Origin of the sequence: Massilia sp. Bi118, from assembly GCF_918697865.1 — a bacterium.
Lineage (GTDB): Bacteria > Pseudomonadota > Gammaproteobacteria > Burkholderiales > Burkholderiaceae_D > Telluria.
This window is the reverse complement of the sequence record NZ_CAKKMV010000007.1, coordinates 123594-143785: the sequence shown is the minus strand read 5'-3', so window position 1 is coordinate 143785 and position 20192 is coordinate 123594. Positions and strand designations below refer to the sequence as shown.

Here is a 20192-nt window from a genome sequence, read left to right as displayed (position 1 = left end):
GATATGACAGACAGTCGAGTCTGGCAGTCCCCTCCTACTCCCCATTGGCAACGTTGGCACTCGCTGCCCAAATGACGGCGGCCCTTCCTGCCGGGTAAGCTCCTCGCTGTAATCGGAACATGCCGAAGTCTTCTGTAATGGCCGACTCAAAGCCATCGATTCTCAGAGATGCTAGTCGCCCCGGTTTCGAGGAGAAACGTTGGCCGCCCCCATTTGTCGAACTGCGGCAAAGCGTTCGCGGAAATCGATCATCTCCGGCTTGATCGCATTCATCTCCGGCTTGATCGCATCTTTGTTGCTCGAATTGGCTATGCCAAGGTAGGTATCAAAGTAATATCGCGACAAAGCCTTCGACGCGTTGGCGATTTCAATCGCCAGCTTTTGACGTTCTTGGCCGTAGGGACTCTTGCGAAGCGCCGCGGCGGGCGGCATCCTCCACTCACTCGGATCCGGCAGACGTTTCAAAACGGTCTCAACTACGGACCCGACAAAGTAGTCGTTGCCGCCTCTCCAATAGGCCTCGTAGGCAAATATCATGGCAGAGCAGTGGTCGTTGTGCGCCACCTGCCCCTCCCACATGTTGCCAAAATAGCCGATGGAGTAACGAATTTTCGCGATCATCTGTCCGTATAGCGTCATCTGATCGACGTCCGACCAGTGCAAATTTCTTAACGCATTGGATGACTTTGGACTCACATAAACCGCTGCTAGCCGGAGGGGTTGCACCTCACAATCGGCTTCATCAATAATGTCGAGGATGAAGCGGTTGGCGTTCTCAAAATTCGCCAGCCAATACCCAGCTAAACGGACGAACGCCGATTTGAACTCATCGTGCAACTCCTTCAATTGTTCGCCCAGTCGCACTGGATCCTTATCAAAAAGTGGGGGATTGCCATTAGATTTGCTAGGCACGTTGGTCATCTTCATAAACTAGAGCTCCTAGATCGATTTCGAACACGCCGGAAGTAGCCACTGTCGGCCGCAGAGTTCTCATTTTCGGATCCGCGCGTAAGCATGAGAGTTACTTGCGGTAGAAAATGATAAGGCCGTGTCTGTCTCAATGAATAACTGCCGCTGCCGATGACAACGCTTCCTCATACTCTTGGCCGCCCTGCGAATTCGCATCATCCTTGCTTTCGTGGGGCTTGTGGAGACCCATAGCGCTACGTGCCGCGACCTACGGTGGGTTGAGCTATCAGCTTGCTGGCCTAGGCCAAATTGCGCAAAATTGCATACCAAGTTGCTTACCTCGAGCCAAGATCGTCGACTCGTCCCAATAAGGCAGTTCGTCAAAGTAGCGATTCAGCCGCAGCACGGAATTTTTATATTCGGCACGTTTAGTGTCGAAGTCGCCGTTGCTTGCAGAGGGGTTCAAATATTTGTTCACCAAAGTCAGGTTGCCTAAGGTCTGCAAAGCATTGTTCCGCAGACGGATAGGCTCGGACAAAGTTGCCAACTCACCCTTGGCGAGCCAGTGGGTCGTAGCAACGCCAGCGGGCACCTTCTGGCCTTGAATCGTCCAGTGCGCGCCCCAGGAAACCGGCATCACGTGCTCCACCTGGAGCAGCGTTTGCACATTCAAATCTTCGGTTTTTTTGTTTCGTTGATGGATCTCAATGCGCTCTAGCATAATCCGCAGCGTCGGCGCGCGCAGCGAGTGCCCAATAGGGCGATGCATCGCCGCGTCGAGCACCTCCTCGTCCGTCGGCCAGTGTCTTGTGCTGCCTCTTCCGCTTAGAAGTTTAGCTCGCAGAGCTTGGGGAACTTGCGCTGATGTCACTCCCATAACTGATCTCAACACGTCCACAAAAAATATGTTGTATTCCTTGGTTTCCCCACCGGTCAGCATCCTCCTTGCCAAGAATGATTGGAGCATCCCAAAGCACTCCGACAGCTCCTCAGGCGAGAGCTCGGCATCCACCTCCAAATAAAGGACAAGTGGAAGGGCTGTGGAGACGTCGAAATCCATCAAAATCCGGCGCAAATCGGTGCTGGGGAGTGCCGACACCATCGCCGACTCATACTGTTGATAGACGTCGCCATGACGAACGAAATCGGCGAGCTCCATTTCTACTGACGGATACTTGGGCGGCGCGCTCGATATCCACTGGCGATACACTTCGTTGACGCGCCTTGCGTCGACCATCACGCCTGTTTTCGCCATCAAAAAGTAGCGCAGCCCGAGGTCCAAGCGCGAGTATGAGCGGCCGCCTCGCTTCGTTTCAGCGCTCCAAAATGGCGTCTCGAATTGACTCCAATATTTTTTAAAAATTTCGTCCCGGTTCGCTTTCTGCTTTTCCGCTCGCATGAAGATCAGACTCCGCAATAGGTCGGACTGTGACAGGGGGCGACCCTGGGAATTAAGAGAGTAGAAAATCTCCTGCGAATCATCACCTTCGGACAGCACGATCTCGACAACGCAAAAATCCTGCTTGAGAGATTGGAACACGGCATAGCCAACGTCCTCTTGGCTCTTCCCGGCTGCGGTCTCGGCGGTTGAAAAATATTCCCTCAGCCGCTCTTCGAAATATAGATAAGCCTCCACAAGATTGCTTCGTGGCTCAAACTTCTTCTTTCTGGGCAGTTTGACAAGAGGGTATGCCCTCTCTACAGCCTGTCTCGAACCGGAGAGCAAAACAGTCTTGAAAACTTCCCTATTCAGCAGTGTCGGCCACAGCTTGAACCTTTCTTCGTCAGGATTTTCCATGACGTCTTGATCGGAATTTTCTATGAATCGATTGATTGGCCTTGCCAGGGCCTCCCACCCGTTGGCACGCGCCACATCGCGAAACGCGCACAACAAGATCTGCAAGGTAGTCAGCCGCTGTTGGCCATCGATGATGAGAAAACGCTTCACTTCCCTTGGCGACTCGGCTCGAACGCCCTCGATGATGAGAGCTCCCAAGTAGTGCGGCATGGCCTGACCACCTTCGAGGCGCAAGTCGGCCTTCTCTACGATGTCCTCCCAAAGCGTTTCCCATTGGGGCTTTTGTTGCCATACGTAGAGGCGCTGGAACATCGGAACGATGTAGCGCAACTGCGCATTGAACAGCGCGTCGAGGGTCAGCGGATTGGCTTGCATGAGGGAGGCAGCTTTCGAGTCAAATTTCTCGCGCGCATGGCAAAGTGTCTTGCCCGCATCGACGAGAGAGCAATATTTATTATCAATTTTACCATCCAGCAAAGACTATGGCGCCGCCTGTTTTTAGCATGTGAGAACATGGTTCCAGTTGACATCATGGGTGGTAAAATATCGAATGGACCGCATCACATCCGCAGAACGCAGCGCCCAGATGTCCCTCGTGAAGTCCAAGAATACAGGGCCGGAACTCCTGGTCAGGAGGCTGGTCCATTCGTTGGGTTATCGCTATCGTCTGCACGGGGCCAAGCTACCTGGGAAACCTGACTTGGTCTTCTCGAAACGAAAAAAAGTCGTGTTTGTTCATGGTTGTTTTTGGCACCGCCACGCGGGCTGCAAGAAAGCCACAACGCCGGCGACCCGCTTGGACTATTGGCTTCCTAAATTCGAACGGACAGTCGAGCGCGACCAGCAGAGCCTCGAACGGCTTTCTGCGCTCGGGTGGTCTGCGTTGATCGTGTGGGAATGCGACCTCAAAGATTTGAACGCTCTTGGCCAACGGCTCAAGGCGTTTTTGGACGACTGATCAAACGGCAAGCAGCCCGAACAGAAAAGAAACGCCCCAGAATGAAATACACCTTAGCCGAATTTTTTTGTGGTTGCGGAGGCACCTCCCGCGGCTTCACCCGCTCTGGCCGCTTCAACGTCCTTCTCGGCAACGACGTCAAGCCGGAAGCGTTGAGGACTTACGCATACAACCATCGCAACGACGAAATTGCTCCTGCGACCATACGCCAAGACATACGCACGCTGAAAGTTTCCGCCATCGAGGAGGCCCTTAAAGACCGCGGCGCGCGCCCTGGCGACCTCGACTGCCTCCTGGGCGGCCCGCCATGCCAGGGCTTCTCGCAACTGCGCCGCAGCGAGCATCGCGAAGAAGGTGAAATTCGAAAGTTCCGCGGCTACAGCCAGCTCGCGCACGACCCTCGAAACGACCTTGTGCTGCGCTATTTGGAAGTGGCCGAGGCGTTGCGGCCTAAATTTCTGGTCATCGAAAATGTGCCACAGATGCTCAATCACGGATTTGACGGCCGGCTTGGAAAGCTATCCGAAATCGTGATCGACATGCTTGAGAAAGATCTGGGCTACCGCGTCGAGGTCGCGGTGGTGAATTCGGCCGACTACGGCGTGCCGCAGCTGCGCGAGCGCGCGATTTTCATCGCCAGCTCCATTGGCCCCGCGTCGCTGCCTCCTCCGACGCATCGAGACCCTTCGAAGCTGGTCGAGGGCATGGACCTGCTGCCATGGGTGACCGTTGGCGACGCCATTGGCGACCTGCCCGAGCCGTCGATGAAGGAAGACATTTTTGGCGGCCGCGGCTTGGACCTCTACCGAGGCGAGCCCAGCGCTTACGGCAGGCTGATGAGGACGTCGGCGACCTTCCCCTACAACCACATCACGCGCGCCTATAAAGAATCCATCGTCGAGACCATCAAGGAAATGCGGCCAGGCCAAACCTGGGACGCTGAAAGCGCTCGCATGCGCTTGGCCTATGAGCAGTCCATCGCGGCGCTCGCGAAGGAAAAAGAAATCACTGAGAAGGCAGCGCGCAAGCTTCTCGAAAAAGCGGGCTCGATCAATCCGGTGTTCTACAAGGACTACTATTGGAGCGCTTATTCTCGTCTGTCCCCTGACGCGCCGGCTTTGACGATCACCGCCAACGCGAACTTCTTGGGCTCGGGCCGATTCACACACCCTACCGAAAACCGCGGCATTACGATGCGGGAAGCGGCTAGGCTGCAATCGTTCGACGACGACTTCCGCTTCATTACATCCGACAACGACGACATGGACACGACGAGAATCGGCATCGGCATGGACATGGTGGGAGAAGCGGTTCCTCCGCTGCTTGGAAAAGCGATCGCCGAACACTTGGCTCGACAGCTTGACGCCCGTGCCGAAGTCGTCGCTACGCCCTCTCCCGCCCCGGCGCCGGGAAAAAAATCTAAAAGCAAAGAACGCAAAGCCGAATTGGCTTAATTTGAAGAAAGGAAAAAATGGCGCTGTCAAACCAAGAAGTGGCTGAGATCGCAAAAACCGCTGTCGTCGACATGTTGCAAGCTTACGGACCAGAGCACAAATTTCCTTTTGACGCCATCTGGCAGCACGTTCCTTCACATATCAACATTCCAAGCAACAGCCGTCCGCATCAATCGAGGACGTTGATCAATCAAGGTTATTTGGAAAAAACAGGCGGCGTGACGAAGGCCGCCTCGGACAAGCGCGCCGGCAGCGCGACGCCGGAGTATCGTTTTGGTGAGGCACTGGTTAAGCGTGAGAAGGCCGCGACAGCGCCCGCAGTCTCGACTGGCAGCGAATCTCCAAGCGAGCTACTCCAAGCGCTACAGCAAACAATGGAAGCAGAGGGTTACGTGACCTCGGCGGCTGAGCTCGCGAACTTCTACCTCGCAATGATGGCTAGCCCGCTGGTGATTTTGTCTGGCATTTCTGGCACAGGAAAAAGCTTGTTGCCTCGTAAATTCGCCGAGCGCACCAAGTCTAGTTTTCAGTCAATCGCCGTGCAACCGCAATGGTCCGACAACAGCGACCTGTTTGGCTACGTGCCGACGTTGGCCCCAAACGCCTTTGTGGAGGGGCGCCTTGTCCAGAGTTTGCTGGATGCGAAAAACAACCCGTCGAAGCTGGTGATCGCCGTGCTCGACGAGATGAACCTAGCACCGGTCGAGCATTATTTCAGCGATTTCCTTAGCATCACGGAAACCCGCGCGCGTCGTGGCGGCGTCATCGAGACCGATCCGCTTCCCATTGAATTGCCAAAAGCGCGCTCTGAGGGAATTGACGAGTTCGCGCCCCTGCGCGGCATCGGCCTCCCCCACAATTTGCGAGTCATCGGGACGGCCAACATGGACGAGAGCACGCATTCGTTCAGTCCGAAAGTTCTCGATCGAGCTTTCACCATCGAGTTCGACGATCCCGACTTGACCGTGTTCGCAAGCGGCGCGGCACCCTCGGCGCTGACGTTCGAGTCACTCGCATCGATGATTGTGGACGTCGGCAACGCCATTTCTATTCGCGAAGCCACCGCGACGAGCCAGCCCATGTTCGAAGAAATCGCGCAGCTTTTGGCGGACATCCAAGACATGTTGTCGCCGGCTGGGATCAAGTTTGGCTACCGGACACGCGACGCTATTCTGCTCTACATGCACTTTTGGCAAAAACTCGGCATTTCCGACATCGTCACCGCGAGCGCGGCGCTGGATTTCTGCATCCTCCAAAAAGTCTTGCCCAAGATCGCCGGCAGCGGTGACGCGCTGGCCGAAGCGCTTACCAAGCTGCAAGCTTGGCTTGAAAAGGATCGTTCGGCGAAATCTGAGGGCGAAGCGGAGCCAAGCTTGACGACTCTTCGATTCACGGAGCCGTTCATGCGAAGCGCCAAGAAAGTGGAGCGCATGATCGCTCAGCTTGAATCGGACGGCGCGACGCACTACTGGGGAACCTGATGCCGCTGCTGTTGCGCGCCGAAGGCAAGGGTTGGAGCTTGGAAATCATCGGCAAGCTTCCGACGATGCCGCCCTTTATCCCCACATTGCCGCTATCGGAAGTCGTGGCCACTGGCGTTGCGGCGGTTTCAACCTTGGATCAGCAATCGGGCGGGCTTCAAACGCGGGCGCCGGGTGACATGATCAGCCCGCTCTTCTTCGAAGCCGTGGCCTACGACATCCATATCGAAAAGACGCCCGGGTCCCTGTTTAAGCTGACGCTGCCGCCAGGCGCAGAAGAGCGCAGGGTTCGCGACGGCAGCGAACACCACACGCTCAACTTTGGCAACAATGTCGGCTTCGCCGACATTGGCGTCGCCGCGGCCGATGGCGCGTTTAAGCTGCGCCTGGAAGTGTTCTCTCGCAAGGTCGATTACAAGACAGATTACGTGGCCATGCGCGACGAAATCTCGGCGGTGCTGCGCAATCTTGCTATGACGGCCAATGCGAAAACGTATGGCCTGGCTGCGCCGGCGAAAAATCACCGCCCGACGTTGGTCGAGTGGTTCGCGTTGCTCAAAACCCATTTCGACGACTTCGTCAAGTTGGCCAACGCCGTCGCCCGCAAACCTCACACGGCCCTGGTCCAGCGCGCGGTCCAGCGGGACACCGATCGGGCTCGGCGCGTCACTCGCCAAACCTTGTCGCGCGCGCTTCGCCGAAACAACTCTGGCCCAGTCCACCCTGACTTGGGCGTCGCGCTCCCCCGACGCATCGACGAACACGTTTCCTCCATCACGTTCGACACCGCGGAGAATCGATACTTCAAAGGCTTGCTCGAAAAGACTTATCGCAATATGCGAGCCTTGTCGAAGATCGACGAATCTGGGGACGAGGACGCCGAACGCGATTCCGAACAAAAGTTTTTCGTCTCCATCCGCCCTGATCTCAAAGCCATGGAGCGCAGGCTTGAAGCCGTAATGAAGGCGTCATTTCTTCTTACCGTCGGCCCGGGCACGCTCGAACGCCCCGCGTCGATGGTCTTGCACAAGCACCCCATCTACTCGCGAATCGACAAGCTTGCGCGCCTGCTCAACGGGGGGCTTTCCTTTGCCGGCGACATCGTCCCGGTGGGTGTCAAAGACACCGCGCTGCTTTATGAATACTGGTGCTTCATCAAAATTGTCGAGCTGCTGCGCGAGCGCCACGAGCTGGCTGACCAATCCATTGTCAAGACCAACCGCTTCAAGACGACGGTGACGCTGGCCAAGGGCAAAGCATCGGCTATGCGCTTTGTCCACTCTCCGTCAGGCAAAGATCTCTTTGTCGTCTACAATCGGGTGTTCGACAGGCTTCCGACGATCGCCCAAAAACCAGACAATGTAATCCAGATCGCAAGCGAAAATCGCTTCTATATTTTTGACGCCAAATATCGCATTCAGTTCGACAAGTCTTACGTCGGGCAGTTCGGAGGCCCTGGCCCGAAGACCGAAGACATCAACACAATGCATCGGTATCGGGACGCTATCGCCATTCCGCATCCCATGCGGCGCAAGGAATATCTGCGTGGCGTTGTGCAAGGCGCCGTCGTCCTCTTTCCCTATCCCGACGAGGAAAAATACACGGGGCACCGCTTCTATAATAGTATCGCCGAAGTCGAGATTGGCGGCCTTCCCTTCTTGCCCGGCGCCACCTCCCTGATGGATGCGAAGTTAAGCGCTTTGATCGATGCGGAGTATTCCGTTGAAGAGCCGCAACCAAGCGATGGCCGTCCCCTACAATAACGAGAAAGTAAACTGCTATGAACGAAAAACGCGCTCAATACCTCCAACTTCCAAAATCTTTGGTCGTTGAGGAAGACGATATACCCGAAATCATTACCCAAAAAGCCGTAAAGCTTTATTTGGAATATGGAAAATACGGTGCGGGACTTATATCAGCAGATGCTGAAAAGATAATTGAACGTGAAAGCGAAGCCCTGACGTCCTATAACGCTTCGCAGTTTCAAACCCTAGAGGCACTTTTAAAAGCGCTCATTGACCCGGAAAAAATCGAAGAAAGCCGCCAGCGCGCGTTAAGCTTCTACAATCTGGTGGTGGCTTCGCTGCCATCGAAATCGCACTGAGCTTGCGAAAAAATTCAATTCGCCGAAAGTAAAAACCGCCGTCTGGTGTAGCCAGCGCGACGGCTTTGTCAGCGTTGAAAAATTATTTTCCAGAGGCCATGCCGGATTTCGAAGAAGCCATCTGGTCCGCCGACTTAAGGTGCTGCTCCACCACCGGCATGTGCTGGTCGGCCACAGCCTTGACATCGGCATCCTTAATCTTCTTCGCGTCGGCCATCAGCTTTTTGTGCACCATGCTGTGATCTTTGACGCCGCCGTTTTGCATGTAAGCCTTGTCGAACGCGTCGCCGCTGAGCTTTTCCAATTTGGCCGCCATGGCTTTGTGCGTCGCGTCGGGTTCGGTCGGCAGGGTTACGCCCTTTTGCTGGGCAACAGCTTGGACCTTCGTCAAAGCTTGGCCGTGATCGTCAATCATCTGTTGAGCATATGCTTTGACTTCGCTGCTTTGCGCTTTGGATACGGCAATTTTGCCGGCGGCTACTTCATTGATGTCCGCTTGCGCCATGTCCTTGAGCGCCTTCTGGTCTCCGCTGCTCAGCTTATCGCCCGACGAGGCGCTCGTCCCTGCAGCGCCGGACGCGCCCATGCTCATGCCAGAGGAACCTGCCTGCGCACGGTTTTCCATGCCCGAGCTGTTTGTGTTGTCCACAGTGCCATCGGTGGCCGTCTTTCCAGACATGTTCTGCTTGCCTAGGCTAGACGTGCCAGTTTGGCTGACGCTTTGACTAGCCGTATTAGCTTGGGAGTTTTGTGCTTGGGTCGCGAACGGGACGAACATGGCCGCGGCTGCCGACGCGGCAAGCAAACGCTTCAACACGTTTTTGTTTTGCATCTGAGATCTCCTAATTCATAGTGGAAATTGGCGCCCAGCTTGCATAGCAGGCCCGCCATCATAACAAGCCAGTTGAGCATATCAATGTTTGAAAATACACAGCGCGCGTTAGCGACATGGGATAAAACTAAGGTTTTTCCAACCCAACGCACGGCGAGGTTCCAACTAAATTCCTTAATTTCCTCCGCCATTGGCTGCACTTGATATGAAGGACATCCAACTTCGTCTGCGCCGAGGTGATCGCGAACGCGCAAGCGGCCTTCGATGCCAACGGTCACGTCTTGGCCCTGGACGGACAGATCAATCCGCGCGTCATGGATTGAACTCATGTAGCAAAGCTCGCGGCAACTCTGCAAAGGCCTATGCCGATCCCTTCAGGTTGGCCCATGTATCGCGCTTGCGCCCGGACGGCGCAAGCGGGCATGACTCGCCGGGGCGATCAGTGGCCGGTGCTGCTGCGACCGGACGTGGTGTTCGGCGTCGAGGCGCCCGTGCCAGTCTGAGTGCTCGAGTTCGGTAAGCTCGACGCCGACGAGGCGCCGGTGCTGCCACTCATGCCACTGGAGCTGGGAGAGCCGGTCGCGCCGCTCGCGCCCGACGAACCGGACGAACCATTCATGCTGCCGGACTGGCCACTGGTGCCTGTGCTCGTGCCGGCGCCCGAGCCACCACTGCTCGATCCGCTCGTGCCCATGCTGCCGCTGCCCGAGGTGCCAGTGCTCGATGCATCGCTGCCGCTGGAACCGGTGCTTCCACTCGAGCCGCTCGAACCACCTTGGCTATTATGCTTGCGCGATTGATGCTGTTTCTTGGAGTGCTTGGTCGATGGGCTGCTCGAGGAAGAGCCCGCATCCGATTGCGACGTTGCCGTCGAGCCGCCGGTCGACGAGCTGGCGCTCGACTGAGCCTGAGCGTTCACTACGCTGCACATCGCCACTGCAACGGAAGCGCTTAGCAGGCCTTTCAGTAACTTATTCATTTTCATGTCGCTCTCCTAATAGATATGGGGCAAAAATCTCAACAAAATCAAGCGAATTTGTGAGGTGAAGAAGTGTATGATGCGCTCTTTTATCGGTGCGCTCGTTAGCCTTGTGGAAAGAACAAAAGCACCCGCACACCCCTGCGGCAGATGTGAACGTGTTTTCTCCGATCGCGCGCCCGAGCGCCGGAGCGGCTCACCTTCATGCGCGCCAGGCAATCGTCTGCGCAAAAGCGCCGCCAAAGCGCGGAAAAGTAGCGACCATTTCCGCCAGCACTTCAGGATTAGTCGCGGCGCTTGCGAGCTCGCTTAAAGCTCTTGCAGAGGTCGCGCAGCATATGCCCCCAGCCTCCCCATCCTGCAAACTCTTGACATCGCGAGCGCGTAGCCCCAACCGGCCTAATCAACGCAGCAAAACAAAAACAGTCCCGCCTCGAAGGGCCATCGTCAATCCGACGCCCATCCTAGAGAATGGACGAACAAAGGCGAGCCGCCGCTAAAGCACGCTGCCATGACGTTGTATTCAAGGAATTCGACGGCGCCATCGGAGTCCATGCCGTCGCGGCGCATCAGCTCGTGGACGATGGCTTCGATGTCATAGACGACGCGCGGCTCGCCATCGACCTCTACAAGGCCGACGATGGCCGTGTCGTGGCCGTCGATGAACATCAGTGGCTCGCCGCCTGCCGCGTCCACACAAGCTTGCCGCAACATGACCTGATCGTGGACTTGCCGCCCCAACGGATTGCCAGCGCGTGGTTCATCCTTCATCCCGTGCTCCTCTCATATTCTTCGACCCACTCTTTGTGCTCGTCCATCGCAGTCCTCTGCCGCTCCAAGCCGAGCATATAGCCGGCCATAAGCTCCGCGTCCTTAGCCGCTGAAAAGATCGCCATGGGGTCCGCCGCCACAGCCTTCACCCAGTAGTTGAGATATGCGGCATGGTTGTCGATGTGCGCCTGCGACATGGGCACGCCAGTCTCCGCCGCGAGAATGGCCGAGCAAATTTCGGCGCGCAGCTCCTCGACGGCGTAAGCTTCATCGCCCCACTTCTTCGCCAACGCATCTTTGCGGTCGAGGCGCTTCGCGTGCAAAGTGCTGTGCGCGCCTTCGTGCAGGGCCGTGGAGTAATAGTCATAAACGCTGTGAAAGGATGTCTTTGGCGGCAAGCGCACTTCGTCAAGGGAAGGCACGTAGCATGCCTGCGCGCCGCCGTGAACGACGAGGAGCCCAGTCCGCTCCCGCAGCGCGGACATCATCGACTCGGCGCGCTCCACTGGGTTAAAGTCCAAACCAGCCGCGGCTTCAAGCTTAGGAACGCCATCGATTTGTTCAGCATTGAAGATCGTGTAGCGCCGCAGGACGAACGTGCGCCGTGAGCCCTCTTCGGTCTTGGCGTCTTGGGCTCCCTCCGTAAAGGCCGTGGCGTCCGTTTTCCCCAGTTCAACCAGCTTGACTATCCCGGTCCCTTTTTCGCCACGCCTCACCTGCCAACCCTTAGCTTGGGCTTGCTGGTAAGTCATCCAGCGAGGATCGGAGCGACCCGACAGGGCGAGCAACAAGCGATTGATCCCTTTGTAGCCGTTGCCCGAGGTCGGATTCATCGGCCGAAGCGCTCGACTGTTCCAAGGCTTTTGCCAAGGCGTGTCTCCACGCTGCATGGCATCGATCAACGTTTTGGCGATCTCCGATTTGAGATCCGTTCGCGGTGACGCCGCATCGACAGTAGCGGGAGCGTTCATGGCCGCTCCCGGCTGCCCACATCGGCTTCCAAGTCAGATACGCTACGCGGCGGCAACGCGCCGGCGACGTCGGCTTGCGCCGGCGCGCCACCTCCACCTTCATCGTCTCGTGCGCGTCGAAGCTTGGCGAAGAGGGCCGAGTCGCCCAACGCGCTCCACTCGGTTTCTGAAAAAAACGCTTCGCCGTCCAATTTGGACACTCGGCGCTTCCCCGACTGCGTGGACCACAGCGCGGCCAACCTGGCCAACACCAACGCGAGTTTGCCGACGCCAGCTCGGCTGGCGAACCCGTCGGCCAGCTCCGCCCTTTCTTGCTCCAGCGTCGAAATGCGCGTTGCTTCCACCGCGCCAGAACAAGTTGCTACATCCAATGCGCCATCGTCATGTTCGTCCATGCTCCTCCCCGTCGACTCACCATGAGCCTGGCGGGATTTGCTGGCGCGTGTTTCCATCCGCCGTCCTCAAGCGGCTGCGCCGATGGGCGGATGCTTATCGTGGCTCGGAAGCTATTCGACCAAGAACAACATGCAGGATCAGGAGCTCAGTCTCCGGTGTATGCGAATTCGCCCCACGTGTCGCGATGCCGCTTGCGAAACATCGCCTCGAGCGCGGCTCGCTGTTGCGTCGAAATTTGCCATTGGCACTCGACTTCATCAAGCCATTCCATGTCCATCCCCCATTCGAGCTGAGATTTCAGTTTGGCTTGCTCGGCTGTCTTTTTCGCATCGTAATTGAAGACGGATGCCAACATAAGGACTGTGTTCATGTCCTCATGATATCGTCGAGGGGGAATGTTCACAGGTGGCGACGCCAAGCCCAAGTTTTTTTCGTTTGCCATGCGATGTCCGTCGAGAGAAGATCGTGAAGGCTTCTCAAAATTTTCACAAGTCGTCAACGAGGCGAACGCGATCATGAACTCAGATGTGTTTCAACTGCTTCTGGCCCATAAGAAGATTGTGATGTTGTCCGAATCCGTTTGGGAAACCGCGAACGATGCGAATGGCGCGCAAAGGCTCGAACTCCTCGCATCGTTAAGTGCCGGCAGCGATCCAGCGTTCACCCTGCGAAGACAAGCGCTGGGACGGGAAGCGACCGTTGAGGTATTAAATCGAGATGACGTCGCGGCGGCGCTTCGAGCAGGCAAGCCTTGGCTTCAACACATCGTCGAATTAACACAGCAAGGGGCGCGTGTTTTGGAAATGGATGAGGAGAAGTCGGAAAGAATTTATTTGGAATCGATTTCGTTTGGGGCGGCGACTCTTTCGATCACCTACGAAAGAGTGTTGGACCAAGGAATCGAGCGCGAGGATTATCGTCTCGTCTTAAGAACGCCGAAAAGCAGGCCAAAGCAAAGGGACTATCCGATGGCTGTCGACGACGTAGCCTCTGCGGTTGCGCGTGGGGAGCCGATCCTACTTCTAGCCCTCCAAGTTCACGAAGAAGCTCGACTCGCGCTGTTGTCGGAAGACGCGGGAATTTTCTCCGCCGCCGAGGCAGCCGCAATTAAAGTGGCCGCCGCATCCCCACCGACAAAACGCGGCGCGCTTTCTCTTTAAGAGGGGCCGCCCCTCCCAGCCAAGAGAAGCATCATTGGCGAGCGCTGTCTTTTTTGGCCTTTGTCATTCCAGACCGGCGTCATCATTGGCGAGCAATGCTTCGATTTCCGCAATGGTGGGCATTCGCGACGTGGGCGCGGCCCAGGGGAGCGCCTGGGAATCGAGATCGTCGACAAGATCCAAGAGATCATTTAATTCTCGGGCGTCGTCGTCGGATATCAGCTCGCCATCCGCCGTAATGGCTTGGCTGAAATCAGATTGCGACTCATCGAGCTTCCTTGTTTCCGCCACCTTGGGGATTGCGCCTTCCGACGTCGGCGCGGCAAAACCTTTCTGGTGAGCGAGAGCGCTTTGTTCCTTCGAGCTGTCGATCTCTTCGAAAACGAAACGCCGTGTCCATGGCGCGGGGACGTGCGCGGGCCGAGCGTTCTCCATGTCGAAACGAGGCCAGAACAGCTCGTAGGCGTCTCCGCCCAAGCACAACGCCATGCGCACTCCCCGTCCATCCGGCGTCAGGCCCAGACGGGAGGCGAGCTCGGAGGGCTTGTAGAGCGCGAGCTCGTCGCGCGAAAATGAAAGCGTCGTCGAGCGGCCCGCTCCATTCCCGACCGACGCCGACACGTTCGCGCGCTCCACCTCCCGGCTGCCCAGCGCTTTGCAAAGCTGTTCGGAGGTCTCGCCAGGCATCATCTGCCCCAACAAGATCGAGCCCGCCATTGAGACGATGGCTTTGACGGTCTTGTCCCCGTGGATCTCTTCAAGCTGGCCGAGATCCTGGCAGGCGACCACGCAGCGAAAGCCGCGCGAGCGGCCGACGTCGAACAATGGGCGAATTGGGACTTTGCCCATCTGCGCGGCCTCGTCCGCGATCAACCAAATTTTTCGACGCGGGTCGTCGTCCATCTCGACGCTGTTGACGATCGCGGCCACGACGCCGACGATCCCCTCCAAACAACTTTTCGCAAGGTCTGGATACGCCCCGTGCCCCTGCAAAATAATCTGCCCGCGCTTGTCGCGCCCATGCGTCCAATCGACGAAGCTCACCCGCCTATGTTTTGGCGTCTCGCCCCAAGCCTGCGCCAGATCGCGCACAGGGGACATGAACGACGCGAGGTTGATGAGAATGCCTTGGGTCGTCACCGACGCCCGCTCCACGGCCCGCGCGGCTTCTGGATGGTGCCGCTCCATCATTGGCAAAATTTGCGACTGCGGAGCCGAGGAGATTTCGTCGAGCTCTTTCCAGCCCCAGTCGTCGCGCCGAGTCGCCTTGAGGTAGACCATGAAGCCGACGAGAAGCTGGCGGGCGGCGTTGGACCACATTGGATCTTGGGCCTCCCTGACAAATGCGGCCGCGAGCCGGCGCATGTCGCCAAGGTTTCGCATGTCCCGCGCCACGTCCCATGCGAGGGAGCGAGCGTCCCACGGCGCGACGATCGCTGGGCGCCCAAATCCTTTGGTGAACTCGCCTTTGGGGTCGAAGATCAGTGCGCGCTCGTCTTTGGCGACCACCTTCGCGATCAAAGGCTTCAACGCGGTCGACTTGCCGCTGCCGACGCCGCCGACGACGAGCATGTGGCGAGTCCACATGTCGGCCGAATAGGTCACGCCCGGAGCGATGTCATGGTCGGGACGCGCGGCGCAGCGCTTGGCAAGCAACTTGCGCAATTCGGCCTTTGCGGCTTCCCCCTCCCAACGGGCCGGACCGCGAAGCACTGTCAGTCCATCGCGTGGCCTGAGCATCTTTGGCGCCAGCCAAGCCCCTGGGCAGCAGCCTGCCAGAGCAGCGGCGCAGGCCCTCCATTGCAACGCAAACTTGGCTGAGGGCGAAAGCGCAGCCAAGCCAGAACCATAGCCAGACGCTTCGCGCGCGAAAGCCGGCGCGAAAGCTTGGTGGATCAGCCAACGCATCGCCAGCCCGGCATGTTCGCGCAGCTCGCCAGGAGGGGCTTCGAGCCCCGGCAGCGGCCTCCACAGCGCGGCCAACGCCGCCACGCCAGAGAGCGCTGCGAGCGCGACGCTCGCAAACGCCCATGACGAAATTCCCACCCGCTTGGCTGTGGGCGCCACCAAGGGCATCGCCCCAAGGTCATGCCAAGTTTTTTCCCGTCGCGCCATTGCCTCGCCTCCCATCGAGGCATTGCAGGCCGAGCATCGCCCGAGCCGGCCTTTCGTGCGGGAGACGACAGCCGGCGATGGCGCCCTTCGGTCGGGCCGCCGGGCCGCGACGGCGTTTCGCCCGCCATCTGAGCAGAGCCCACGACACCACAACCACGGAACGCACAATGACCCAACACGCCACGCCGCAGGACATCTTGGACGCCTTCGCGAACCTATGCGACCGGGAAAAGCGCGTCATTCACGCGATCGCCCGCAAGCACTTGGGCGGCACGCGCTTCTCGGAGCCGCTGGATCTCGTCCATGAGGCGTTGTTTCTGTCGGTCGAAGGGCGGCGCAAATGGCCGATGAATATCGACTTCGCCATCTTCCTGTCGATGACGATCCGCAGTGTCGCCTACGCGGACCGCACCGTCAGCGAGAACGCCATGGCGGCGAGAGCCCCGGTGGAGGAGATTGTGGAATGGTCCATCGCGCCGCACGCGTCCCACCCGTCCGCCGAAGCGTGCGCCGAGCAGGCGCAAGACTGCCGGATGGCATGGTCCAAAGTCGCCTCGACGCGCGGCCGCTTGGCCGAGCGCGATCCTATCGCCGCGCGAGTCCTCGACGGCTTCGTGGCCGAGGCTCCCGCCGCCGAGCTGCGCCGCGAGCTGGGAATCTGCGCCGCCGAGTTGGACGCGGCCAGAAAGAGAGTCTTGCGCGCGCTGCGAAATACAGCGAGACTTTGAAGCCGACGGCGCAAAGCGGGAATTTGCATTCGACGCCGCCAACGCTCGGAGCCCGCCAACATGAAAAGCAAAGCGAAGCGAAAAAGCGAAGACAATCACAACGCGCGGCCGCTCCCGGTGGAGGAGTATGCTCACTTGGTCGAAGGCTTGAGCGAAGCCGACATCGAAGCCGCATGCGCGCAAGACGGCGCCGTTCCAGGCGGCGTTCCGCCTGCTTGGTCGACGAGGCGCCCCATGAACAAGTCGGGAGAGCGCCTCAATGCCCCGACCGTCTCAGGCGCGCCGGCACCACTTTGGTTTGAATGGGAGCGCGCGCAACCTTGCCGTATCGTCGCGCGCGGCGAAGACCTCGCCGCCCTTGGCATCCACGACGGCGACGAATTTGTCATCGATGGGGACGCCGAGCTCAACGAGGGTGACCTGGTCGCCCTCGAAGGCAGCCAGGGACGGCTGCTCAGAAGGCTGCGCTACGTGGGCGGGGCTCTCTTGCTTTGCTCTGGAAACCTCGAGCGACCTGCCATAGCATGCGACTCGAAAATGCTTTTAGTCGGAGTTGCCAAGGCTATCCAAGAACTTGAAGCAATGAACGTGCCCCGCACACGTGCGGTTTGACACGAGCTAGTTCATTGGTATAATTGAAAAATCCGTCAAGCCTGTAGGCAGGCATCTATCCGCTACGCTCGTAGGCGAGCATCAAACCGTCAAGCCTGTAGGCAGGCAATTTTATCCGCTACGCTCGTAGGCGAGCATAGCCCCAAGAGGAAACTCTTGGGGCATTTTCTTTTCTGGACCGTGGAGCGTCATTAATGAATGTTGCGGTTTTCATCGACGGCGGACACCTTCGTGTGTGCGCCAAAAAAGCTCACAAACAATATGATCCGGCGTTCATCGTGAACGTCGCGAACTCATGCGTCGTCGCTGGCGAAAAGCTGTTTCGGATCCTTTACTACGACTGCGACCCTTACACCGGCACCGTGCAGCTACCCGTTTCCAACGGTCAAAAAACTTTCAACGCGCCCAACAACTTGTTGGATGATCTTGGAGCATTGGAGTATGTCGCTGTGCGCCGCGGGATCTTGAAGTTCAGAGGCTGGGACCGCACCCCGGCGAGCTTGAAAGCGGCCAAAACCGCAGCGGATACGGGCGCTGTGGCGCCGCCGCTGGCCGACCACGACTTCAAGGCCCGCTTTGAGCAAAAGGGCGTCGATCTGCGCATCGGTCTGGACATGGTCACCATGGCGAACACCGGCGCGGCCCAGTTGATGATCGTCATCACTGGCGACACTGATCTCATTCCGGCCTTTAAGCTCGTGCGCGCTCGAGGCTTCCAGGTCGCTGGGGTGAACCTGCCCAATTCACAGATAATCCATGAGTTGCGGCAGCATTTAGACTTGTTCAGGACCGTCGCGGCCTGGTAACCCCTTCACATTCTGGCGCCAGCCAAGCCCATGAGATAGGTTCACGCCACGCCCTTCCAGAATCACTCAAACACTAACGGCCCGCTGGACCGTTAGTGTTTTCAGCGCGCATTGCGCTTTCGACGGTTGATAGGTCAAGTTCCCCCGCTCGAAGGGTGTCGTCTGCTGCTTTGTTCGCTGCCGCGTCCACTTTCGCTCGCGACCACGCGTCGGAGCGGCGCCAGCGACCAAAGCTCGGTCTAAGGTAGCAAGGCATCAACACAAAGCCTGTTTGCTTGGGCTACGACATATGGATTTCGCGGTCCTTGACCTCAAGTGGTATACTAGGGTAAAGATTGGATTAGCCTTGGCTCGAGAGAGCCGTCGCCAATGGAGGCAATATGTCAAACAAACAACGCATCGCTACATTTTCCCAGCAACCTTCCCACGTCGAGTGGAAAGCGGCTGAACTGCTGACGCCCTCCATGGAAACGCACTTGGCTCGCGCCGCAGCTGAACTGCATGAGGCGAGTGAGCGCGCCGCGCTTGAGAAAATGCGTGACGCCTCCATCGCAAAGTTCAAGGAAAAGTTTGGCAATGCCATGAGGGTCAAGAAGGCTAGCTTTGTCGGATGAGTTCGTCAGCCAATTGGGTCACTCCATCCGTTCGCGATGTGATTTTGTTGGACAAGTTTCCCGGCCGTGAGCCTGCGCCGCATTTTGGCCTCGTAGTCGGGTTGTTCAAAATGATTTTCGAGACAGAGAAAGGCGAAGTTCACGCGCGATTCCTTATGGTCGCCCCAGGCACATCGGTCAAGCCACAATATCCTCTTAGGTTAAATATTGAATTGCCTGTTCAACAAGGCGATGGCGGAGTTGGCAAGCCCACGAAGTTCTACTTTGATGATCTCGTTCAAATTTTTGAATTTCCATCGGAAGCAATAATCGAGAATAACAAACCGAGAGCGCAACCCGATCAAGCATCGACAATCATTGGCGCGCTGGATCCCTCCATCGATCATATCGCGCGCATTCGTCGTCATTATGATGGCAACATGATGAACTTGTATGCGAAGGTTTTGGACCGGTTTGGAATCGATATTGAGGAGTGCCTAGATATCAGTGCCAAAAAACCGATGTCTTTTTGGACTTGATGGCGTTTATTTCCTCATCAGGCAGTTGATGCACCGATATGCACTCGCGCTATTGACGTTGATTGTCGGTGTCGTTCTTTTCGTTAAAAATAAAGCGGCCTAAGGGCCGCTTTATTTTTCAGCGTGTCTTAGGCCTGCGCCGTGTTGATGGATCGATGCCGGCCGCTCGAAGGGCGTCGTCTGCAGCTTTGCTCACGGCCGCGTCCACTTCGGCCCGCGACAATGCGCGGGGCTGGTTGGCCGCGCCATGCGCGTCCGCGTTGACGGCCGCCGCGCGCGGCCGCGATGGCTTCTCCCCGAGCGCCGGCCCTGTCCTGTCTCCGGACAAGTGCCACGCCACCAAGTCGTCGATCCATACCCTAGGAGAAGCGTTCATCGCCCGATAGGGCAGAAAAAAGCGTCCAGTCCGGATCAACGTGTAAATCGTCGACGGCGCGATCCCTAAGATCATCGCTAGTTGCGAGACGCTGAGGAACGCCGAGGTCAACTTGAACCGCGACACATACCACATGCGCGTCGCCTGCGTTCGATCGGGATCGATGGAAACGTGGACCGCTCCTTTTTGAGCTTCCGCCAGTCCGCCAGCCGCGCAGTTCTCAATCGCGATTCCGCCAACGGCCGCTTCCAGTTGCGCGGCTTCGGCCAGGCCGGCCTCCATGCCAGGCCAACATCTCTCCGCTTGCTTGCCTCCCTCTATCCTCTCTCGACGTCGTTCCATGAATCCTCCCAGAGTCGCCGCCCACGCGGCGTCGTGGGAATGCTGCGAAGCGCGCGCAAAACGCCGTCGCCACGCCGAGCAAATCGATCCATCTCGACGCGCGGTCGAGACAGCTCCGCCCATCAGGCGCCACGCAAATTTTTGGCAAAAGCTGCCGGTTGAGCAGCCATCTACCTGCGCAGGGCGTTAGTCGCCACGCTTCGGAACTGCGCCGATAAGCGCGCAAGAACGCCAAGTAAAGTAGCGCGAAGCGTGCTATTGACAAGAT

Annotated in this window: 22 protein-coding genes; 12 read left to right on the top strand and 10 right to left on the bottom strand. The window is 57.8% G+C overall.

Annotation, left to right across the window (positions count from 1 at the left end):
* Window positions 1-171: 171 nt before the first annotated feature.
* Window positions 172-927, bottom strand: a complete 756-nt coding sequence (locus LQV39_RS12340; RefSeq protein ID WP_230025886.1) for a hypothetical protein — start codon at window positions 925-927, stop codon at window positions 172-174.
* A gap of 268 nt (window positions 928-1195) precedes the next feature.
* Window positions 1196-3184 carry a DUF262 domain-containing protein gene (locus LQV39_RS12335; RefSeq protein WP_230025884.1) on the bottom strand — a complete coding sequence of 663 codons (1989 nt, stop codon included), beginning with the start codon at window positions 3182-3184 and terminating at the stop codon, window positions 1196-1198.
* A 73-nt stretch (window positions 3185-3257) separates the two neighbouring features.
* Between LQV39_RS12335 and LQV39_RS12330 the strand changes: the two genes are divergently transcribed.
* The 5 genes from LQV39_RS12330 to LQV39_RS12310 are packed head-to-tail and all read left to right on the top strand — an operon-like array spanning window position 3258 to window position 8704.
* The gene (locus LQV39_RS12330) at window positions 3258-3665 is read left to right on the top strand and encodes a very short patch repair endonuclease (RefSeq protein ID WP_230025882.1); all 408 of its coding nucleotides are present in this window, start codon (window positions 3258-3260) and stop codon (window positions 3663-3665) included.
* A 41-nt stretch (window positions 3666-3706) separates the two neighbouring features.
* Window positions 3707-5119: a DNA cytosine methyltransferase gene (locus LQV39_RS12325; protein ID WP_230025880.1), complete on the top strand. Its 1413-nt coding sequence runs from the start codon at window positions 3707-3709 to the stop codon at window positions 5117-5119.
* A 17-nt stretch (window positions 5120-5136) separates the two neighbouring features.
* Window positions 5137-6600 carry an McrB family protein gene (locus LQV39_RS12320; protein ID WP_230025878.1) on the top strand — a complete coding sequence of 488 codons (1464 nt, stop codon included), beginning with the start codon at window positions 5137-5139 and terminating at the stop codon, window positions 6598-6600.
* On the top strand, window positions 6600-8363 hold the full coding sequence (locus tag LQV39_RS12315; RefSeq protein ID WP_230025876.1) for a DUF2357 domain-containing protein: 1764 nt from the start codon (window positions 6600-6602) through the stop codon (window positions 8361-8363). Before LQV39_RS12320 ends, LQV39_RS12315 begins: the two co-directional genes overlap by 1 nt.
* A 17-nt stretch (window positions 8364-8380) precedes the next feature.
* Window positions 8381-8704 carry a hypothetical protein gene (locus LQV39_RS12310; protein WP_230025874.1) on the top strand — a complete coding sequence of 108 codons (324 nt, stop codon included), beginning with the start codon at window positions 8381-8383 and terminating at the stop codon, window positions 8702-8704.
* A gap of 82 nt (window positions 8705-8786) precedes the next feature.
* Here LQV39_RS12310 and LQV39_RS12305 read toward each other — a convergent pair whose 3' ends face one another.
* A complete protein-coding gene (locus LQV39_RS12305) occupies window positions 8787-9536 on the bottom strand; it encodes a DUF4142 domain-containing protein (protein ID WP_230025872.1) in 750 nt (249 codons plus the stop codon).
* A complete protein-coding gene (locus tag LQV39_RS12300; protein ID WP_230025870.1) occupies window positions 9515-9865 on the bottom strand; it encodes a hypothetical protein in 351 nt (116 codons plus the stop codon). The genes LQV39_RS12305 and LQV39_RS12300 overlap by 22 nt, the downstream gene beginning before the upstream one ends.
* A gap of 174 nt (window positions 9866-10039) precedes the next feature.
* Between LQV39_RS12300 and LQV39_RS12295 the strand changes: the two genes are divergently transcribed.
* Window positions 10040-10336, top strand: coding sequence for a hypothetical protein (locus tag LQV39_RS12295; protein WP_230025868.1), 297 nt, complete (start codon window positions 10040-10042; stop codon window positions 10334-10336).
* A 626-nt stretch (window positions 10337-10962) separates the two neighbouring features.
* Here the strand turns inward: LQV39_RS12295 and LQV39_RS12290 are convergent.
* The 4 genes from LQV39_RS12290 to LQV39_RS12275 all read right to left on the bottom strand — a co-directional run bounded on the left by LQV39_RS12290 (window position 10963) and on the right by LQV39_RS12275 (window position 13023).
* Window positions 10963-11286 carry a hypothetical protein gene (locus LQV39_RS12290; RefSeq protein WP_230025867.1) on the bottom strand — a complete coding sequence of 108 codons (324 nt, stop codon included), beginning with the start codon at window positions 11284-11286 and terminating at the stop codon, window positions 10963-10965.
* Entirely contained in the window at window positions 11283-12257 is a 975-nt protein-coding gene (locus LQV39_RS12285) for an ArdC family protein (protein ID WP_230025866.1), read from the bottom strand. Before LQV39_RS12285 ends, LQV39_RS12290 begins: the two co-directional genes overlap by 4 nt.
* The gene (locus LQV39_RS12280; RefSeq protein WP_230025864.1) at window positions 12254-12652 is read right to left on the bottom strand and encodes a hypothetical protein; all 399 of its coding nucleotides are present in this window, start codon (window positions 12650-12652) and stop codon (window positions 12254-12256) included. Before LQV39_RS12280 ends, LQV39_RS12285 begins: the two co-directional genes overlap by 4 nt.
* Window positions 12653-12798: 146 nt before the next feature.
* Window positions 12799-13023: a hypothetical protein gene (locus tag LQV39_RS12275; protein WP_230025862.1), complete on the bottom strand. Its 225-nt coding sequence runs from the start codon at window positions 13021-13023 to the stop codon at window positions 12799-12801.
* Between the two features lie 25 nt (window positions 13024-13048).
* Here LQV39_RS12275 and LQV39_RS12270 point away from each other — a divergent pair, with 25 nt between their 5' ends.
* Entirely contained in the window at window positions 13049-13813 is a 765-nt protein-coding gene (locus LQV39_RS12270; RefSeq protein WP_230025860.1) for a hypothetical protein, read from the top strand.
* A 63-nt stretch (window positions 13814-13876) separates the two neighbouring features.
* Here the strand turns inward: LQV39_RS12270 and LQV39_RS12265 are convergent, their stop codons facing one another.
* Window positions 13877-15928, bottom strand: a complete 2052-nt coding sequence (locus LQV39_RS12265; RefSeq protein ID WP_230025857.1) for a type IV secretion system DNA-binding domain-containing protein — start codon at window positions 15926-15928, stop codon at window positions 13877-13879.
* A gap of 167 nt (window positions 15929-16095) precedes the next feature.
* On the opposite strand from LQV39_RS12265, the gene LQV39_RS12260 reads away from it, so the two are divergent.
* The 5 genes from LQV39_RS12260 (at window position 16096) to LQV39_RS12240 (ending at window position 19206) form a co-directional block, all read left to right on the top strand.
* The gene (locus tag LQV39_RS12260; protein WP_230025855.1) at window positions 16096-16656 is read left to right on the top strand and encodes a hypothetical protein; all 561 of its coding nucleotides are present in this window, start codon (window positions 16096-16098) and stop codon (window positions 16654-16656) included.
* A 60-nt stretch (window positions 16657-16716) separates the two neighbouring features.
* Complete coding sequence (locus tag LQV39_RS12255; protein WP_230025853.1) at window positions 16717-17268, top strand: hypothetical protein; 552 nt, start codon at window positions 16717-16719, stop codon at window positions 17266-17268.
* Between the two features lie 194 nt (window positions 17269-17462).
* On the top strand, window positions 17463-18074 hold the full coding sequence (locus LQV39_RS12250; protein ID WP_230025851.1) for an NYN domain-containing protein: 612 nt from the start codon (window positions 17463-17465) through the stop codon (window positions 18072-18074).
* A gap of 380 nt (window positions 18075-18454) precedes the next feature.
* Window positions 18455-18688, top strand: coding sequence for a hypothetical protein (locus tag LQV39_RS12245; RefSeq protein ID WP_230025849.1), 234 nt, complete (start codon window positions 18455-18457; stop codon window positions 18686-18688).
* Complete coding sequence (locus LQV39_RS12240; protein ID WP_230025847.1) at window positions 18685-19206, top strand: hypothetical protein; 522 nt, start codon at window positions 18685-18687, stop codon at window positions 19204-19206. The genes LQV39_RS12245 and LQV39_RS12240 overlap by 4 nt, the downstream gene beginning before the upstream one ends.
* Before the next feature lie 118 nt (window positions 19207-19324).
* Here LQV39_RS12240 and LQV39_RS12235 read toward each other — a convergent pair whose 3' ends face one another.
* Window positions 19325-19924, bottom strand: a complete 600-nt coding sequence (locus LQV39_RS12235) for an AlpA family transcriptional regulator (protein ID WP_230025845.1) — start codon at window positions 19922-19924, stop codon at window positions 19325-19327.
* Window positions 19925-20192: the final 268 nt, after the last annotated feature.

Bases quoted from the DNA above. Each gene is read 5' to 3' on its own strand.
- LQV39_RS12340 (WP_230025886.1), bottom strand. From the start codon at position 927: ATGAAGATGACCAACGTGCCTAGCAAATCTAATGGCAATCCCCCACTT.
- LQV39_RS12330 (WP_230025882.1), top strand. From the start codon at position 3,258: ATGGACCGCATCACATCCGCAGAACGCAGCGCCCAGATGTCCCTCGTG.
- LQV39_RS12325 (WP_230025880.1), top strand. From the start codon at position 3,707: ATGAAATACACCTTAGCCGAATTTTTTTGTGGTTGCGGAGGCACCTCC.
- LQV39_RS12320 (WP_230025878.1), top strand. From the start codon at position 5,137: ATGGCGCTGTCAAACCAAGAAGTGGCTGAGATCGCAAAAACCGCTGTC.
- LQV39_RS12315 (WP_230025876.1), top strand. From the start codon at position 6,600: ATGCCGCTGCTGTTGCGCGCCGAAGGCAAGGGTTGGAGCTTGGAAATC.
- LQV39_RS12310 (WP_230025874.1), top strand. From the start codon at position 8,381: ATGAACGAAAAACGCGCTCAATACCTCCAACTTCCAAAATCTTTGGTC.
- LQV39_RS12305 (WP_230025872.1), bottom strand. From the start codon at position 9,536: ATGCAAAACAAAAACGTGTTGAAGCGTTTGCTTGCCGCGTCGGCAGCC.
- LQV39_RS12300 (WP_230025870.1), bottom strand. From the start codon at position 9,865: ATGAGTTCAATCCATGACGCGCGGATTGATCTGTCCGTCCAGGGCCAA.
- LQV39_RS12290 (WP_230025867.1), bottom strand. From the start codon at position 11,286: ATGAAGGATGAACCACGCGCTGGCAATCCGTTGGGGCGGCAAGTCCAC.
- LQV39_RS12285 (WP_230025866.1), bottom strand. From the start codon at position 12,257: ATGAACGCTCCCGCTACTGTCGATGCGGCGTCACCGCGAACGGATCTC.
- LQV39_RS12280 (WP_230025864.1), bottom strand. From the start codon at position 12,652: ATGGACGAACATGACGATGGCGCATTGGATGTAGCAACTTGTTCTGGC.
- LQV39_RS12275 (WP_230025862.1), bottom strand. From the start codon at position 13,023: ATGAACACAGTCCTTATGTTGGCATCCGTCTTCAATTACGATGCGAAA.
- LQV39_RS12270 (WP_230025860.1), top strand. From the start codon at position 13,049: ATGTTCACAGGTGGCGACGCCAAGCCCAAGTTTTTTTCGTTTGCCATG.
- LQV39_RS12265 (WP_230025857.1), bottom strand. From the start codon at position 15,928: ATGGCGCGACGGGAAAAAACTTGGCATGACCTTGGGGCGATGCCCTTG.
- LQV39_RS12260 (WP_230025855.1), top strand. From the start codon at position 16,096: ATGACCCAACACGCCACGCCGCAGGACATCTTGGACGCCTTCGCGAAC.
- LQV39_RS12255 (WP_230025853.1), top strand. From the start codon at position 16,717: ATGAAAAGCAAAGCGAAGCGAAAAAGCGAAGACAATCACAACGCGCGG.
- LQV39_RS12250 (WP_230025851.1), top strand. From the start codon at position 17,463: ATGAATGTTGCGGTTTTCATCGACGGCGGACACCTTCGTGTGTGCGCC.
- LQV39_RS12245 (WP_230025849.1), top strand. From the start codon at position 18,455: ATGTCAAACAAACAACGCATCGCTACATTTTCCCAGCAACCTTCCCAC.
- LQV39_RS12240 (WP_230025847.1), top strand. From the start codon at position 18,685: ATGAGTTCGTCAGCCAATTGGGTCACTCCATCCGTTCGCGATGTGATT.
- LQV39_RS12235 (WP_230025845.1), bottom strand. From the start codon at position 19,924: ATGGAACGACGTCGAGAGAGGATAGAGGGAGGCAAGCAAGCGGAGAGA.